This is a genomic window from Streptomyces sp. MMCC 100 (genome assembly GCF_041538145.2).
GTDB lineage: Bacteria > Actinomycetota > Actinomycetes > Streptomycetales > Streptomycetaceae > Streptomyces.
In genome coordinates, this window is record NZ_JBGORK020000001.1 from 2,346,592 (window position 1) to 2,362,245 (window position 15,654).

Below are 15,654 nucleotides of genomic sequence, written 5' to 3' on the forward strand. Positions count from 1 at the left end.
CCCGTTTCGGGCCGGTGCGGGGCGGCCGGTGCGGGCGGCGGTCGTGGGTCAGCCGTTGCGCGGGCCGGGGAAGGCGGTCGGGCGGACCTCGTCGCGCAGGGACGGGCTGCCCGACGTCGGCTGGGTCGGCATGGAGCGGGCCGCCGGAACCGTGGGCACCGGGGGGAGCCCGGAGCCTACGTTGACCGGACGCGCGCCCGTCGGCTCCGGTGCGTGCTCGGTGGTCTCGGCGGCGGACGCCGCCGTCTGGGCCGCGGCGCGCCGGGAGCCGTAGCGCCGGTGCACCGCCTGCTTGGTCACGCCGAGCGCGGAGCCCACCGCGTCCCACGAGAAGCCGAGCGAACGGTCGAAGTCCACGGCGGCCGTGACCAGGGTCTCGACGCTGTCCCGCAGCTCCTGGGCGAGACGGACCGTCGGGGCGGGGGCACGTCCGTAGACGACGAAGCCCGTGGAGGGGCCGGAGCGGCGCGGGCGGTAGACGTTGCCCAACTGGGCGGTGAGGGTGCGCAGTGCGTCCACCTGCCGGCGGACCCGCTCGATGTCCCGCACCAGCAAGTGCAGGCTGGCCCGAGCCTGGGCGTCGTGGGTTGCGTGGTCGGCCATGAACAAGCCTCTCGAACCGGCGTTGAAAGGAATCGGGCCGCGCGGGCGGCCCGGTGTGTCAACTCTTCCTTGACCAACGTGTGGGTGCGGCGTTGGTCACGGGGTGGGGGCGTGGAGGTCGGTTCGTGCGCCCCCTCGGCCTTCGGCCTCGGAGGTCTCCCACCCGCGCACCACCGCTGGCCGTCGGTCGAGAGGCTGAGCTCTCCCGTGGGGGTACCGCGCCGTCGGCGGCTTTCCGTCGGTTGACGGCTCGTAGACTGGTGCGTCGCCCGCAACCGCCCCCGCCCGAGAGGCCCGTCCCACCCATGAAGCTCGTCTTCGCCGGTACCCCCGAGGTCGCCGTTCCCGCCCTGGACGCCCTGATCGCCTCCGGGCGTCACGAGGTGGCCGCCGTCGTCACGCGGCCCGACGCTCCGGCCGGGCGCGGGCGCCGGCTGGTCGCCTCGCCCGTGGCCGAGCGGGCCGAGGAGGCGGGCATCGAGGTGCTCAAGCCGGCGAAGCCGCGCGACCCCGCCTTCCTGGAGCGGCTGCGCGAGATCGCGCCCGACTGCTGCCCCGTCGTCGCCTACGGCGCCCTGCTGCCCCGCGTCGCCCTGGACGTGCCCGCCCGCGGCTGGGTCAACCTGCACTTCTCGCTGCTGCCCGCCTGGCGCGGCGCGGCCCCCGTGCAGCACGCGCTGATGGCGGGCGACGAGATCACCGGTGCGTCCACCTTCCTGATCGAGGAGGGCCTGGACTCCGGCCCCGTGTACGGGACGGTCACCGAGACCGTCCGCCCCACCGACACCAGCGGTGACCTGCTGACCCGGCTGGCCTTCGCCGGCGCCGGCCTGCTCGCGGCCACCATGGACGGCATCGAGGACGGCAGCCTGAAGGCCGTACCGCAGCCGGCCGAGGGCGTCACGCTCGCCCCGAAGATCACCGTCGAGGACGCCCGGGTCGACTGGTCCGCCCCCGCGCTGCGCGTCGACCGGGTGGTGCGCGGCTGCACCCCGGCCCCCGGCGCCTGGACCACCTTCCGGGGCGAGCGGCTCAAGCTCGTGCAGGCCGTGCCCGCACCCGACCGCACCGACCTCGCCCCGGGGCAGCTCGCCGCCGGGAAGAACAACGTGTACGTCGGCACCGGCTCGCACGCCGTCGAGCTGCTGTGGGTGCAGGCGCAGGGCAAGAAGCCGATGCGGGCGGCGGACTGGGCGCGCGGCGTGCGGATCACCGAGGGCGAGCTGCTCGGCGGCTGACCCGCGCCTCCGCGCCTCCGCCTCACCGTTCACTGTTCACCGGCCCGGCGTACGCTGGTGAACGCACTTCATCCCACACCCGGAGCACCTTTTTCGTGAGCGATCAGCCCCGCCGTCCCCGCAAGCCGTACCGCAGGCCCCAGAAGGACCCCGTCCGCATCCTCGCCTTCGAGGCGCTCAGGGCCGTGGACGAGCGGGACGCGTACGCCAATCTCGTCCTGCCCCCGCTGCTGCGCAAGGCGCGGGAGAAGGAGGGCCCGGAGAAGTTCGACGCCCGGGACGCGGCGCTCGCGACCGAGCTGGTCTACGGGACGCTGCGCCGGCAGGGAACGTACGACGCGATCATCGCGGACTGCGTGGACCGGCCGCTGCGCGAGGTCGACCCGCCGGTGCTCGACGTCCTCAGCCTGGGCGTGCACCAGCTGCTCGGGACGCGGATCCCGAGCCACGCCGCCGTCTCCGCCTCCGTGGAGCTGGCACGGGTCGTGCTCGGGGACGGGCGGGCCAAGTTCGTCAACGCCGTGCTGCGCAAGGTGGCCCGCGACGATCTCGACGGGTGGCTGGAGCGGGTCGCCCCGCCCTACGACGAGGACCCCGAGGACCACCTGGCCGTCGTGCACTCGCACCCGCGCTGGGTCGTCTCCGCGCTGTGGGACTCGCTGGGCGGCGGCCGGACCGGCATCGAGGAACTGCTGGCCGCCGACAACGAACGCCCCGAGGTCACTCTCGTCGCGCGGCCGGGCCGGGCCACCCGAGAGGAACTGCTCGACGAGGACGCCGCCGTACCGGGGCGCTGGTCGCCGTACGCCGTGCGGCTGAGCGAGGGCGGTGAACCCGGGGCCGTCGAGGCCGTGCGCGAGGGCCGCGCCGGTGTGCAGGACGAGGGCAGCCAGCTGGTCGCCCTGGCCCTCGCCAACGCGCCGCTCGACGGGCCGGACCGGCGCTGGCTGGACGGGTGCGCGGGCCCCGGCGGCAAGGCCGCGCTCCTCGGTGCGCTCGCCGCCGAACGGGGCGCCTTCCTGCTCGCCTCCGAGAAGCAGCCGCACCGCGCCGGCCTCGTGGCCAGGGCGCTGGACGGCAATCCCGGGCCGTACCAGGTGATCGCCGCCGACGGGACCCGCCCGGCGTGGCGGCCCGGGAGCTTCGACCGCGTCCTGGTCGACGTGCCGTGCACCGGCCTGGGCGCCCTGCGGCGCCGGCCCGAGGCGCGCTGGCGGCGCCGCCCCGAGGACCTCGAGGGCTTCGCCCCGCTCCAGCGGGGGCTGCTGAGCAGCGCCCTGGAGGCCGTACGGGTCGGCGGCGTCGTCGCCTACGCGACCTGCTCGCCGCACCTCGCCGAGACCCGCGCCGTCGTCGCGGACGTCCTCAAGCAGCACCCCGGCACCGAGCTGTTCGACGCCCGGCCGCTGCTGCCCGGCGTCCCCGACCTGGGCGAGGGACCCGACATCCAGCTCTGGCCGCACCTGCACGGCACGGACGCCATGTACCTGGCGCTCGTGCGCCGGACCTCGTGACCGGCCGCGCTCCCCGAACCGGCTTCGCCCCTCAACACGCCTAGCGCCTGTTCACCTTCACCCGCTCCCCGCCCGCCAGCTCCGGTTTCAGGTCCACCTGGACCTGATGGGTGGTCTGGTGGTCGACGGAACCGCCCAGTTCGGCCGTCACCACGCCGATCCGGACGCCTCCCCGGCCGCTTCCGGCGCGGTGGACCTGCACGGTGAAGGTCAGGCTCACGTTCTCCACGGCGAAACCGAGGTCCCGGCCCTCCGCCTCGGCGCGGGCCTCCTCCAGCTCGCCCCGGATCCGGCCGATCACCTCGGCCAGCCCCACGAAACCCGGTTCGTTCGTCAACTCGCCTCCGTAGAAAGCTCGTTCACTCTTGTCGCAGCAGTATGCGACAGGAGCAGACGCCCGTATAGTTCGCATATGGCTGCTGGCGGGGGAGCTCCGGCCGCCTCGCCCACGAAGACACCGAGCTGGGCGGTGCGGATCCGGGGCGCGGACGGGGAGATCGCGGGGGCCGGCATTCTGCTGACCCCCGACCAGGTGCTCACCTGTGCGCATGTGGTGGACCGCGCGGCGGCCCGGCTCACCGCGGAGTTCGTCGGCGCGGCCGACCACAGCGTGCCCGCGGTTCCCGCCCGGGTGGACGGTACCGCCTACGTGCCGGAAACGCGGGACGCCGACGGCGACCCCAGCGGGGACGTGGCGCTGCTGCGGCTGGAGCGGCCACGGCCGATGGAGGAAACGGTACGGCTCCACCGGTTGTCCGCACCGGGCCGCGAAGTGCGCATGTACGGCTTCCCCTACGCCCACAACGGCGGCATCTGGTTCCGCTCCACCGTCGTCGGCGGCTGCGGGCGCGACGGACAGGTGCAGCTGAGCCCGGTCAGCCCCGGTGAACTGGCCAGCCCGGGATGCAGTGGCGCGGGCGTCGCCGACAGCCGGACCGGCGAGGTCATCGGCATGGTGCTCAGCGGTCAGCTGGACCAGCACGGCAACCGGTTCTCCTTCATGAGCCCCGCCGAGACCATCGCCCGTCACCTGCCCCGGCTCAAGCCGCACATCGTGGGTCCCACGGCCGTCGACGAGCGGCTGCTCCCCACCGACGACGGCGCCTCCCCGGACCTGCTCGACGAGCCGTTCGCCCAGCGCCTCGCGGCCTGGCTGCGCGACGACGGCAGCCAGGTGAAGATCAGCGTCGTCGAGCCCGGCGACGCCGCACGCGCGGCCACGCTGCGCCGCGCCATCACCCTCGCCGACCGGGAACTGCGCACCGCGGTCTCGATCGACCGCGCGTCGCTCGACCCGCCCGGCACCGTTCCGTCGGCCGGCGGCCACGACCTCGCCGTGGACGCCAGCGGGGTGACCGCCGCCGAGATCGCCGAGCGGATCGCCGAACGCATGGGCCTGTGGCAGCACCCGGAGGATCCCCCGCTCGACCGCATCCGCGCCTCCAGGGCAACCCTCAACCTGGTCGTCGTCGGAGTCGACGAGGCGACCGACCCGCTGCCCCTGCTGGACCTCCTGGAGGTGCTGCGCGCCGGCGGCAGCCGACTGCTGCTGGTGTTCCGCACGGACGGCGACTGCCACCGCCGTGCCCGTGACCGCCTGCTCACCCGGCCCGCGAGGGAGCGTCGCGCCCGGCTCGTGGAGCGGCTGCGGGAGATCACCGGACCGCTCGCCGAGGACCTGCACGAACGCCTCGCGGCCGTGGTCCCGCACGGCGTGCGCCCCCTCGACTCGGAACTGGTGGCCGCCCACGCCGCCCTGGCCGGCCTGCTTCGCGCGGACGACGACGACCGGGAGCGTGACCACGACGCAGACCCCGGCCGGGCCCCCGGACACGCCCTCGACCTCGACCGGTACGAGCGGCTGGCCGACCGGGTGGCCGGCCGCCTGGCGACGGGCGTCGCCGAGCTCGACCGGCTTCGCGACCGGCGCGACGAACTCGCCGGACGTCTGCGCGGCTATCACGTCCTGCACCAGCACTCCCTGCAGGGCGAGGAGGACCCGGTGGTGGACGACCTCTACCTCCGGGCCCACGCCCTGCTTCGGGCAAGACCCTGCGACGTGCGTGCGGCGGAGGCGGCGGTGGACGCCTACACCCGGCGCGTCGACGACCACGGCGGAGGAGACGCGCGATGACGGCGAGAACGCCCCGGCCCGTTCCACGGCCGCACGAGGAGCTCCCGGCATGAGCGGCAGAGCCTGCGTCAGAGCCGACTGCCGGGGCGGCCACATCATGGTCACCGGGTTCTGCGACACCTGCTTCCGCCGTCCCCTCGACCCTGAACCCCCCTCGACCCGGCCGGCTCCCGCCCCGGACGGTTCCGGCGCACCGGCGCAGCCCCCGCAGAGCCCTGCCGCCCCGAGCGCCGGCGAACTGGACCGCGACGGGCTGTTCGTCCTGCCGCACCTGCCCTCCCCGGACCCCTCCGAGGCCGCCGACACCGTCGCCCGGCCCCCCACCGGCGGCCGGCGCTGCGGCGTCGACAACTGCGCCGGCACCATCGGCGTCTCCTACGACGGCGGCCCCGCGCCCGACCACGGGTTCTGCCCGGAGTGCGGTACCGAGTACTCGTTCCGGCCGAAGCTGCGTCCCGGCGACCGGGTCGGCGGGCACTACGAGGTGCTCGGCTATCTCGCGGTCGGCGGCCACGGCTGGGTCTACCTGGCCGAGGACACCCGGGTGCCCGGCCTGTACGTCGTCCTCAAGGGCCTGATCAACACCGGCGACGCCGTGGCCCGCCGGGCGGCGGTCGAGGAGCGCCGCTCGCTCACCACCCTCCACCACCGCGACATCGTCCGCATCGTCACCCACGTCCAGCACCGGGCGCCCGGCGACGCCGAACCGACCGGCTACATCGTGATGGAGTACGTCGGCGGCCGGTCCCTCGCCTGGATCCGGTTCGCCCCCGAGGAGGAGCTGGCGCGGCTGTTCGGCGCCGGCGGCTTCGAGTTCGGGCACGTCATCACGTACGGCTGCAAGATCCTCGGTGCCCTGGAGTACCTGCACGACCGGGGCCTGCTCTACTGCGACATGAAGCCCGAGAACGTCATCCACTACGGCCGCGAGATCAAGGTCATAGACCTGGGCGCCATCCGCCGGATCGACGACCGCTCCTCCGGGCTCGTCCACACCCACGGCTACTCCCCGCCGAAACGCGAACGCGACCGGCGCGGGCTCGACGTCGACAGTGACCTGTACACCGTCGGCCGGACCCTGAAGGTGCTCGCCGAGCGGGCCACCCGGCCCGCCGGACTGGCCGCCCGCTCCTTCGAGGCGCTGATCCGCCGGGCCACCCACCCCGAGCCCGCCGCCCGGTTCCGTTCCGCGGCCGAGATGTCCCGCCAGCTGTGGGAGGTGCTGCGCGAGGACCAGGCGCTCGGCGGGCGGGAGCCGTACCCCGAGCGCTCCACCCGGTTCGAGCCGACAGCGGCGGTCTTCGGCGCCGCGCTCGGCACGGTCCCGGCGCTCCGGTGGTGGACGCGGCGCCCCGGCACCGAGGCACCGGAGCTGCCGGCCGGTGCACCTGAGCCCCGGGCGACGGCCCGCGCGCTGCCGGTTCCGCTGCCCGACGCCTCGGACCCGGCGGCCGTACTGCTCGGCGGGCTCGCCGCGGACACCCCCGACCGCATCGCCGAACGGGCCCAGGGCGACCCGGCGCTGCGCACCGTGGAGACGGCGCTGTGGCTGTGCCGCGCCTACCTGGACGCGGGGAACGCCGCGCGGGCCGAGGAGTGGGTGGCGCGGGCCAAGGGGTGGAGCGGTGACTACGACTGGCGGGTCTTCTGGCACCGGGGCCTGGTCCATCTCACGCGCGGTGCGGTGGACAAGGCCGAGGACGAGTTCGCCGCCACCTATGCCGCGCTGCCCGGCGAGGCGGCGCCCAAGCTGGCGCTCGGCTACTGCGCCGAGTACCTGGCCGAGCGCCTGCGGGAGCCCGGCGTACGCGAGCCGGACCCGGTGGGGCCAGACGTACGGGGGGCGAACGCACAGGGGGCCGCCGCGAGGGGCCCGGAGGCGCGGGGGCCCGCCCTGCGGGAGGCCCGTCCGGCGGACGAGCAGGTGGCGCGGGCTCGCGAGACGCAGGCCGAGGAGTTCTACGAGGCCGTACTGCGGCGCGACCCCACCCAGGGCAGCGCCGCCTTCGGGCTGGCCCGCGTCCGGCTGCGCCGCGACGGACGCCGCCGGGCCGTCGACGTACTGGACGAGGTGCCGACCACCTCCCGGCACTACGACGCCGCACGCGTCGCGGCGGTGCGGATCCTGGCCGGACGGCTCTCCGGCGGGCCCGGTCCGCTCGCCGACGAGCTGGGCGAGGCCGGCGAGCGGCTGGCGGGGCTGCACCTGGACGGCGGCGGGTCCCGGGACCGGCTGGTGACCGAAGTGCGCGAGCACGCGCTCGCCTGCCGCCCGCCCGGCGGTTGGGGGAGCGGCTTCCCCGCCGGTGAGCTGTTCGGCCCGCAGGACACCGAGGACGCGCTGCGCAGGCTGCTGTCCGGGTCGCTCAGGCGCCTCGCCGACCAGGCGGGCAGCGCCGACGAGCGCGGCGACCTGCTGGACGCCGCCTACGCGGTGCTCCCGGCACCGGCCGGGCTGCGGGAGCTGGTGCGGGGGTGGCGGCGTACGGCGTGAGCACGTGACGGCGCGGGGCAGCGACGACGTGGGCGAGACGGCGACGAGGCGGGCGAGGGGGCACGGACACCGTGGAGACAGGAACGCCCCGGACGGGCGATGGGGCCGGACAAGTGGCCGCCGGACTGGAGATCAGCCAGTGGAAGTATCTGTCCAGTGAGGCGGGCGACCCGCAGATGCACGCCATCCTCAGCGTGCGCGTGGACGGCACCGGGGGCGGCGGCCGCCCGGGCGGCCCGGTGCTCGCGCAGGTACTGGCCGTGGACTGCTCCAGCTCGATGACCTGGCCGGTGGAGAAGCTGCACGCGGCCCAGCAGGCGGCGGTCGCGGCGATCCGCAAGCTGCCCGACGGCACCCCGTTCGCGGTGGTCCGGGGCAACGAGCAGGCGACCGTGGTGTACCCGGACACCCCGCGCATGGCCCGCGCCTCCGCCCGCACCCGGGCGCGGGCGGAGCGGGCCGTGCGTGAGACGGTCGCGGGCGGTGGCACCTGCATCGGCGCCTGGCTGGACCTGAGCCGCAGGCTGCTGGCGGAACAGGACGCGCCCATCGGGCATGTCCTGCTGCTCACCGACGGCAAGAACCAGCACGACGAGCAGATGCCGCTCGCTCGGGTGCTGGAGGAGTGCGCGGGCCGTTTCGTCTGCGATGCCTGGGGCATCGGCGACGGCTGGGACGGCCGGGAACTGCTGCGGATCACCCGCCGGCTGCACGGCAGCGCCTCCTCGGTGCGCGAGGAGGCGGCCCTGCCGGCGGAGTACGAGCAGCTGATGAACCGGTTGCTCACCAAGACCCTCCCCGAACTGGTGATCTCCGTGACCGCGATGCCCGGATGCACCGTGCGCTACCTCAAACAGGTCTTCCCCACCGAGGCGGAGCTGAGCACCGAGGACGGCACCGGCCGGTTCGTCACCCGCGCCTGGGGCGACGAGACGCGCCGTTACCAGCTGTGCCTGGCCGCCGACCCGTCCGGCCGCCCGCGCCGGGAGGACCTCCAGCTCGCCGTGGTCGCCCTCGACGTACCCGGCGGCGACGAGGTCCGGGTGCCGCCGCCGCAGCCCTGCCTGGTGCACTGGACCGACGATCCGGCCCTGTCCCGGCACACCGACGCACAGGTCGAGCACTTCGAGCAGCACCAGCGGCTCGGCGAGGCCGTCGCCGCCGCCACCGACGCCCACCGCCGCGGACAGCGCGACCTGGCCGAGCACCAGCTGGGCCGGGCCGTGCAACTCGCCCACGCCATGGGCGCCGACGAGCAGCTCGGCCGGCTGGCCCGGCTGGTGCGGATCGAGGACGCGCGGGGCGGCCGGGTCGCCCTGCGCGCCGACGTGACGGCCGTCGACTTCCAGCACCTGATCACCGCGAGCAGCCACAGCACCTACGGTCCCGCGTCCGGCACCGGCCCCGGCTCGGACACGGCGGGTGCCGCGCCGGGCGGCGGAGCCACCGTGGACTGCCCGGCCTGCTCGCACAAGGCTCCGGCGGCCGCCCGGTTCTGCCCGTCCTGCGGCCACCGCTTCGAGGCACGGCCGTGAGCACCACCGGCCGGGACCTGATCCGCAGACTCAGGCTGCTGCTGGTCCTGGTGACCGTCACCACCCTCGCGCTGTTCTTCGCCTACCGGGGCGTGCACGACGACACCGTCCCCCTGTCCACCGCGAGCACGCCCGGAATCCGCGCCGTCGACACCGCGCAGAGCGCACTGCGCCAGGCGCACGACGTGGTCCGCGAGGGCGGTGCCGAGGGCGACACCAGCGGCGAGTTCCTCACCCAGGTCTCCGTCGCCCAGCAGAGCCTCGCCCTGGCCGCCTCGGAGAACGTCACCGGCCTGGCGGGCCGCCACGACGTCCAGACCGTCACCGGGCTGATAGCCGTGTACTCGGGCTGGGTGGAGCGCGGGGGCCGCGAGCCGGACGGCTCACCGCTGCGCGCCGCCTTCCTCACCTACGCCGAGAAGGTCCTCGGCCTGGAGGCCGAGGCCGGGACCGAGGGCGACATCATGAGCCGCCTCGACGCCCTGCGCGGCGAACAGCTGGCCGAGGCCCGGCGGCAGGCCGCCTTCCCCTGGCAGCTGTGGCTCGGCTGGTGCACGGTCGCCGTGCTGTACGCGGTGCTGTGCGGGGCGCTGCTGGAGACCCAGCGGTTCCTGCGGCGCCGCTTCCGGCGGCCTCTGCAGCTGCGGCTGCTGGCCGCCACCGCGGTGTGCGCCGCCGGAGTGCCGGTGCTGGCCTGGCAGACCCTCTCGGCGCACCGCGCGATGACCGACTCCGTCGCCGAGGTGCGCGTGCCGCCCGCCGACCCGGACGCCATCCCCGAGGTGGCCGACGAGGTGCAGGGCGCGCTCGCGGACGCCGGGTTCTGGGCCTCGTTGTCCGACTGGATACTGCTGGGAGGGACCGTGGTGGTGGCGCTGACGCTGTGGGGACTGTGGCCGCGGATCGCCGAGTACCGGTTCCGGGGGAAGCGATGAGCCGCCCGGGCGCCCGCACCCTCGGCGTCCTCTGCGCGTGCCTGGTCCTGCTCGGCGCCGGCGTCTGGGCAGGGGTCCGGTGGGCGCGCGACTGGGAGGGCTCCGTCACCCTGCTCGCCAACTGGAGCGGCACGGAACGCGAGCAGTTCGAGGAGCACGTCATCGAGCCGTTCGAGGAGAAGTACCGGATCGACGTCGTCTACCAGGGCAGCTCCGCCCTCAGCCAGGTGCTGGCCGCCGACATGGCGGCCGGCAACCCGCCCGACGTGGCGGTGCTCCCCGGCCCCGGCGAACTGCTCGCCTACGCCGTGGACGGCCGGCTCCACCCGCTGGACGACCTCTTCGACGCCGGGGACTACGACCGGTTCTGGGCTCCCGAGGTCACCGTGCCGGGGCAGGGCGCCCACACGTACTGGCTGCCCGTGAAGACCGGCCTGAAGAGCATGGTGTGGTACGCGGGACCGGCGCCGACGGCCAGGACGGCCGGCCCTCCCGCACGGTGGTGCCTCGGCCTGGAGTCCGGTGCGACCTCGGGCTGGCCGGGCACCGACTGGGTGGAGGACATCCTGCTCCAGCAGGCCGGCCCACGGGTGTACGCGGACTGGGCCAACGGCAGGCTGTCCTGGACCGACGACGCCGTACGCAAGGCCTGGACGACCTGGGCCGACCTGGTGGGCGCGGGCGACGCCGCCCGTGTCGAGCAGGTGCTGACCACCGCGTTCGACGCCGACTGCGGGGCGGGCCGCCTGGAGCACCAGGGGTCCTTCCGCGCCGGGCACTGGCGGCAGGAGGGCGGCGACTACGTCCACTTCTCCGAGGTCGTGCCCGGGGCCGGAGCGGACGCCGGCGCCTGGGAGGTCTCCGGCGACCTCGCGGCCGTACTGAACCCGACCCCGGAGGCCGAGAAACTGATCCGCTACCTCGCCGACCCGGACACCGCGCTGCCGGACTACACGGCGAACCGGGCGGCCGCGGCGGACGGCGAGCAGGACGCCACCGAGCGGGAGATCGGGTCGATCCTGCGCGAACCCGGCCGGACCCGCTGCTGGGACGCCTCCGACGCGATGCCCCGCACCACCCGCGACGCCTTCCACCAGGCGGTACTCCGAGCCTTCGCCGACCCGTCCGACCTGGAAACCCGCCTGAAGGAACTGGACCGCCTACGCAGACCTCAGGACCTCCCGGTCTGCGGCACGGCCTGAACGCCCCGCACAGGAGCGTGCCCAAGGGGGCGCGGGTCTGTGACACTTTGCGGCTCCGCCGCGTGGGCGCGAGCAACCGCATACAACCCGCACCTGAAGAACAACCCGTCAACCCGAGGACCCATGCCGCTCACCCCCGGAGGGCATGGCAGGCTTGGGGCCATGGCCGCGCAGATCAACCCCAGCATCCTGTCCGCCGACTTCGCCCGCCTCGCGGACGAGGCCCGGGCGGTCGGGGGAGCCGACTGGCTCCACGTCGACGTCATGGACAACCACTTCGTCCCGAACCTCACGCTCGGCGTGCCGGTGGTCGAGTCCCTGGCCCGCGCGACCGACACCCCGCTGGACTGCCACCTGATGATCGAGGCCCCCGACCGCTGGGCGCCGCAGTACGTCGAGGCGGGCGCCGGTTCCGTCACCTTCCACGCCGAGGCGGCCGCCGCGCCGGTGCGGCTGGCCCGGGAGATCCGGGCCAAGGGCGCCCGCGCGTCCATGGCGCTGAAGCCCGCGACGCCGATCGAGCCGTACGAGGACCTGCTCCCCGAACTCGACATGCTGCTGATCATGACGGTTGAACCCGGCTTCGGTGGGCAGGCGTTCCTCGACATCATGCTTCCGAAGATCCGCCGCACCCGTGAGCTGATCAAGAAGCACGGTCTGGAGCTGTGGCTCCAGGTCGACGGCGGTGTCTCGGCGTCCACGATCGAGCGGTGCGCCGACGCCGGCGCCGACGTCTTCGTCGCGGGTTCCGCCGTGTACGGGGCGTCCGACCCGGCCGAGGCGGTACGTGCACTGCGCACGCAGGCCGATGCGGCGACCGCCAAGGCATCCTGGTCCTGCGACCACTGAGGAACAGAAAGTGAACGGCTCCCATCAGGGCTGATCAAGTGCGCCGAATCTGCAAGGATGAACGGCGTATCCAGAGTGTGAACAGCAGTGAGGAGATCGCCGTGTCGGGTATGTCGGCGGGCCGTTCAGCCATGCGGATGGGACCCGCTGAGCTGGTCCAGGCGGCGGCCATGGCCCGCCGCTTCTACCTCGAGGGCAAGTCCAAGATCCAGATCGCGGAGGAGTTCGGCGTCAGCCGCTTCAAGGTGGCCAGGGTTCTCGAGACCGCCCTCGAGCGGGACCTTGTACGCATCGAGATCCGGGTGCCGGCCGAGCTGGACGCCGAGCGCTCGGACGCCCTGCGGGCCCGCTACGGGCTCCGGCACGCCGTCGTGGTGGAGTCCCCGGCCGACGCCGAGGAGACGCCCGACCCGGAGAACCTGGGCGAGGTGGCCGCCGACCTGCTCGGCGAGCTGGTCAACGAGGGCGACGTCCTTGGCCTGGCCTGGGGCCGGTCCACCATCCACATGGCGGCGGCGCTCGACCGGCTGCCGCCGTGCACGGTGGTGCAGCTGACGGGCGTGTACGACGCCGGGACCGCCGAGCGCGGCTCGGTGGAGGCCGTCCGCCGCGCCGCCCAGGTGTCGGGCGGTGACGCCCACCCCATCTACGCGCCGATGCTGCTGCCGGACGCGGCCACCGCGCAGGCGCTGCGGCACCAGACCGGGATCGCCCGGGCCTTCGAGTACTTCGACAAGGTCACGGTCGCCTGCGTCTCCATCGGCTCCTGGGAGCCGGGCATCTCGACGGTGCACGACATGCTCAGCGACGAGGAGCGCGCGCACTACGCCTCGCTCGGCGTCGCCGCCGAGATGTCGGCGCACCTCTTCGACGCCGAGGGCCGCCGGGTGGGCCGGGATCTGGGGGAGCGGTGCATCACCGTCAAGGCCGACCAGCTCCGCCGTATCCCCGAGGTCGTGGCGATCGCGGGCGGGCAGCGCAAGGCGGCGGCCATCGACGCGGTGCTGCGCTCCGGTCTCGTCACCAGCCTGGTGACGGACACGTCGGCCGCGGACTACCTGATGACGGCGGGATCGGCACCGAAGTCCACGCTCAACCGGACGGACCCCGACGGGATCTGACGGTGGGTCAAGGCGACAGGAAGGGCGCGACATGACCGAGGACTCCGCGGGGCGGCTCGTGGTCACGCTGGACCTCGGCGGGGTCACGGACAAGGCGGGCCTGATGGAGCGCTGCGCCCGTGACCTGTCGCTGCCCGACTGGTTCGGCCGCAACTGGGACGCGCTCGCCGACTCCCTCGCCGACCCGTCCGTCTGGCCCGAGGGGGCGGCGGACCGGGGGCTGGTGCTCGTCGTGGAGGGCTGGCGGGCGTACGCCGAGGCGCGGCCGGACGAGTGGGCCGTCGCCGAGGAGATCTTCGCCGAGGCCACGGACCGCGGCCCGGGGCTCTTCGTCACCCTCGGCCCTGGAGGTTCCTCCAAGGAGGCCTCTGACCAGCCTGGATGATCTGCCCGGGGGTTATCGGCCACCCGGCATGGGAGAATGAAGTACGTGCTCTTTCCCCCTGGCTGACCTGTCCGGGGGCCACCTCTGATCGACTGGGATGTGCAGCACGTGCGTTTCCTGAATGACATCCAGCCCTCGTACGACCTGACGTACGACGACGTGTTCATGGTGCCGAGCCGCTCCGCCGTGGGCTCCCGGCAGGGCGTGGACCTCGGCTCCCCGGACGGCACGGGCACCACGATCCCGCTGGTCGTCGCCAACATGACCGCCATCGCGGGCCGCCGGATGGCCGAGACGGTGGCCCGGCGCGGCGGCCTCGTGGTCATCCCGCAGGACATCCCGATCGAGGTCGTCACCGACGTCGTCTCCTGGGTGAAGAGCCGCCACCACGTCCTGGACACCCCGATCGTGCTGGCCCCGCACCAGACCGTCGCCGACGCCCTGTCCCTGCTGCCCAAGCGCGCGCACAACGCCGGGGTCGTCGTCGACGAGGACAACAAGCCGGTCGGCGTGGTCACCGACGCCGACCTGTCCGGCGTGGACCGCTTCACCCAGCTCGAGGAGGTCATGTCCAAGGACCTGATCCTCATCGACGCGGACCTGGACCCCCGCGAGGCCTTCAACACCCTCGACGCCGCCAACCGGCGCTACGCCCCCGCCGTCGACAAGGACGGCCGCCTCGCCGGCATCCTCACCCGCAAGGGCGCCCTGCGCGCCACGCTGTACACCCCGGCCGTCGACGCCGAGGGCCGGCTCCGTATCGCCGCCGCCGTCGGCATCAACGGCGACGTGGCGGGCAAGGCCGAGCAGCTGCTCGACGCGGGCGTGGACACCCTCGTCATCGACACCGCGCACGGCCACCAGGAGTCGATGATCAGCGCCGTCAAGCTGGTGCGCGACCTCGACCCGCAGGTCCCGATCGTCGCGGGCAACATCGTCTCCGCCGAGGGCGTGCGCGACCTGATCGAGGCGGGCGCCGACATCATCAAGGTCGGCGTCGGCCCCGGTGCCATGTGCACCACCCGGATGATGACCGGCGTGGGCCGGCCGCAGTTCTCCGCCGTCCTGGAGTGCGCCGCCGAGGCGAAGAAGTACGGCAAGCACGTGTGGGCCGACGGCGGCATCCGCCACCCGCGCGACGTGGCGATGGCCCTCGCGGCCGGCGCGTCCAACGTGATGGTCGGCTCCTGGTTCGCCGGGACCTACGAGTCCCCCGGCGACCTCCAGCACGACGCCAACGGCCGCCCCTACAAGGAGTCCTTCGGCATGGCCTCCGCCCGCGCGGTGCGCAACCGCACCTCGGAGGAGTCGGCGTACGACCGGGCCCGCAAGGCGCTGTTCGAGGAGGGCATCTCCACCTCCCGGATGTTCCTCGACCCGACCCGCCCGGGCGTCGAGGACCTGATCGACTCGATCATCGCGGGCGTCCGCTCGTCCTGCACCTACGCCGGTGCCGGCTCCCTGGAGGAGTTCGCCGAGAAGGCCATCGTCGGCATCCAGAGCGCCGCCGGCTACGCCGAGGGCAAGCCGCTGCACGCCAGCTGGAGCTGACCCGCGCCCGTCGGCGGACCGGTCGCGTCAGGTCTGCTTGACGTCAAGCAGACAGATAGGTCTGCTTGACGTCAAGCAGACCTGACGCGACGC

General features: G+C 74.1%; 13 protein-coding genes. 11 read left to right on the plus strand and 2 right to left on the minus strand.

Translation table 11 applies throughout. The features are described 5' to 3' along the window. Positions 1 to 48: 48 nt before the first annotated feature. Positions 49 to 603, minus strand: coding sequence for a hypothetical protein (locus ABS735_RS10840; RefSeq protein WP_373906306.1), 555 nt, complete (start codon positions 601 to 603; stop codon positions 49 to 51). Between the two features lie 305 nt (positions 604 to 908). On the opposite strand from ABS735_RS10840, the gene fmt reads away from it, so the two are divergent. After that, positions 909 to 1,841: a methionyl-tRNA formyltransferase gene (gene fmt, locus ABS735_RS10845; protein WP_373906305.1), complete on the plus strand. Its 933-nt coding sequence runs from the start codon at positions 909 to 911 to the stop codon at positions 1,839 to 1,841. A gap of 95 nt (positions 1,842 to 1,936) precedes the next feature. Continuing rightward, on the plus strand, positions 1,937 to 3,355 hold the full coding sequence (locus ABS735_RS10850; protein ID WP_373906304.1) for an RsmB/NOP family class I SAM-dependent RNA methyltransferase: 1,419 nt from the start codon (positions 1,937 to 1,939) through the stop codon (positions 3,353 to 3,355). 40 nt (positions 3,356 to 3,395) lie between these two features. On the opposite strand, the gene ABS735_RS10855 is transcribed toward ABS735_RS10850, so the two are convergent. Next, complete coding sequence (locus ABS735_RS10855) at positions 3,396 to 3,692, minus strand: trypco2 family protein (RefSeq protein WP_328559405.1); 297 nt, start codon at positions 3,690 to 3,692, stop codon at positions 3,396 to 3,398. A 75-nt stretch (positions 3,693 to 3,767) separates the two neighbouring features. Here ABS735_RS10855 and ABS735_RS10860 point away from each other — a divergent pair, with 75 nt between their 5' ends. The 9 genes from ABS735_RS10860 (at position 3,768) to ABS735_RS10900 (ending at position 15,561) form a co-directional block, all read left to right on the plus strand. Further along, positions 3,768 to 5,489, plus strand: coding sequence for a trypsin-like serine peptidase (locus ABS735_RS10860; protein ID WP_373906303.1), 1,722 nt, complete (start codon positions 3,768 to 3,770; stop codon positions 5,487 to 5,489). Between the two features lie 49 nt (positions 5,490 to 5,538). Further along, a complete protein-coding gene (locus ABS735_RS10865; RefSeq protein WP_373906302.1) occupies positions 5,539 to 7,983 on the plus strand; it encodes a tetratricopeptide repeat protein in 2,445 nt (814 codons plus the stop codon). A gap of 113 nt (positions 7,984 to 8,096) precedes the next feature. Continuing rightward, positions 8,097 to 9,518 carry a VWA domain-containing protein gene (locus tag ABS735_RS10870; protein ID WP_373906301.1) on the plus strand — a complete coding sequence of 474 codons (1,422 nt, stop codon included), beginning with the start codon at positions 8,097 to 8,099 and terminating at the stop codon, positions 9,516 to 9,518. Further along, the gene (locus ABS735_RS10875; RefSeq protein ID WP_373906300.1) at positions 9,515 to 10,453 is read left to right on the plus strand and encodes a hypothetical protein; all 939 of its coding nucleotides are present in this window, start codon (positions 9,515 to 9,517) and stop codon (positions 10,451 to 10,453) included. The genes ABS735_RS10870 and ABS735_RS10875 overlap by 4 nt, the downstream gene beginning before the upstream one ends. Further along, a complete protein-coding gene (locus ABS735_RS10880) occupies positions 10,450 to 11,655 on the plus strand; it encodes an ABC transporter substrate-binding protein (protein WP_373906299.1) in 1,206 nt (401 codons plus the stop codon). The genes ABS735_RS10875 and ABS735_RS10880 overlap by 4 nt, the downstream gene beginning before the upstream one ends. A 162-nt stretch (positions 11,656 to 11,817) precedes the next feature. After that, complete coding sequence (rpe, locus tag ABS735_RS10885) at positions 11,818 to 12,504, plus strand: ribulose-phosphate 3-epimerase (protein WP_373906298.1); 687 nt, start codon at positions 11,818 to 11,820, stop codon at positions 12,502 to 12,504. A gap of 77 nt (positions 12,505 to 12,581) precedes the next feature. Then, positions 12,582 to 13,625 (plus strand): sugar-binding transcriptional regulator, encoded by a 1,044-nt coding sequence (locus ABS735_RS10890; protein WP_087810377.1) that lies wholly within the window; start codon positions 12,582 to 12,584, stop codon positions 13,623 to 13,625. A 31-nt stretch (positions 13,626 to 13,656) separates the two neighbouring features. Beyond that, positions 13,657 to 14,010, plus strand: coding sequence for a barstar family protein (locus ABS735_RS10895; protein ID WP_373906297.1), 354 nt, complete (start codon positions 13,657 to 13,659; stop codon positions 14,008 to 14,010). 108 nt (positions 14,011 to 14,118) lie between these two features. Next, the gene (locus ABS735_RS10900; RefSeq protein ID WP_373906296.1) at positions 14,119 to 15,561 is read left to right on the plus strand and encodes a GuaB1 family IMP dehydrogenase-related protein; all 1,443 of its coding nucleotides are present in this window, start codon (positions 14,119 to 14,121) and stop codon (positions 15,559 to 15,561) included. Positions 15,562 to 15,654 lie beyond the last annotated feature (93 nt).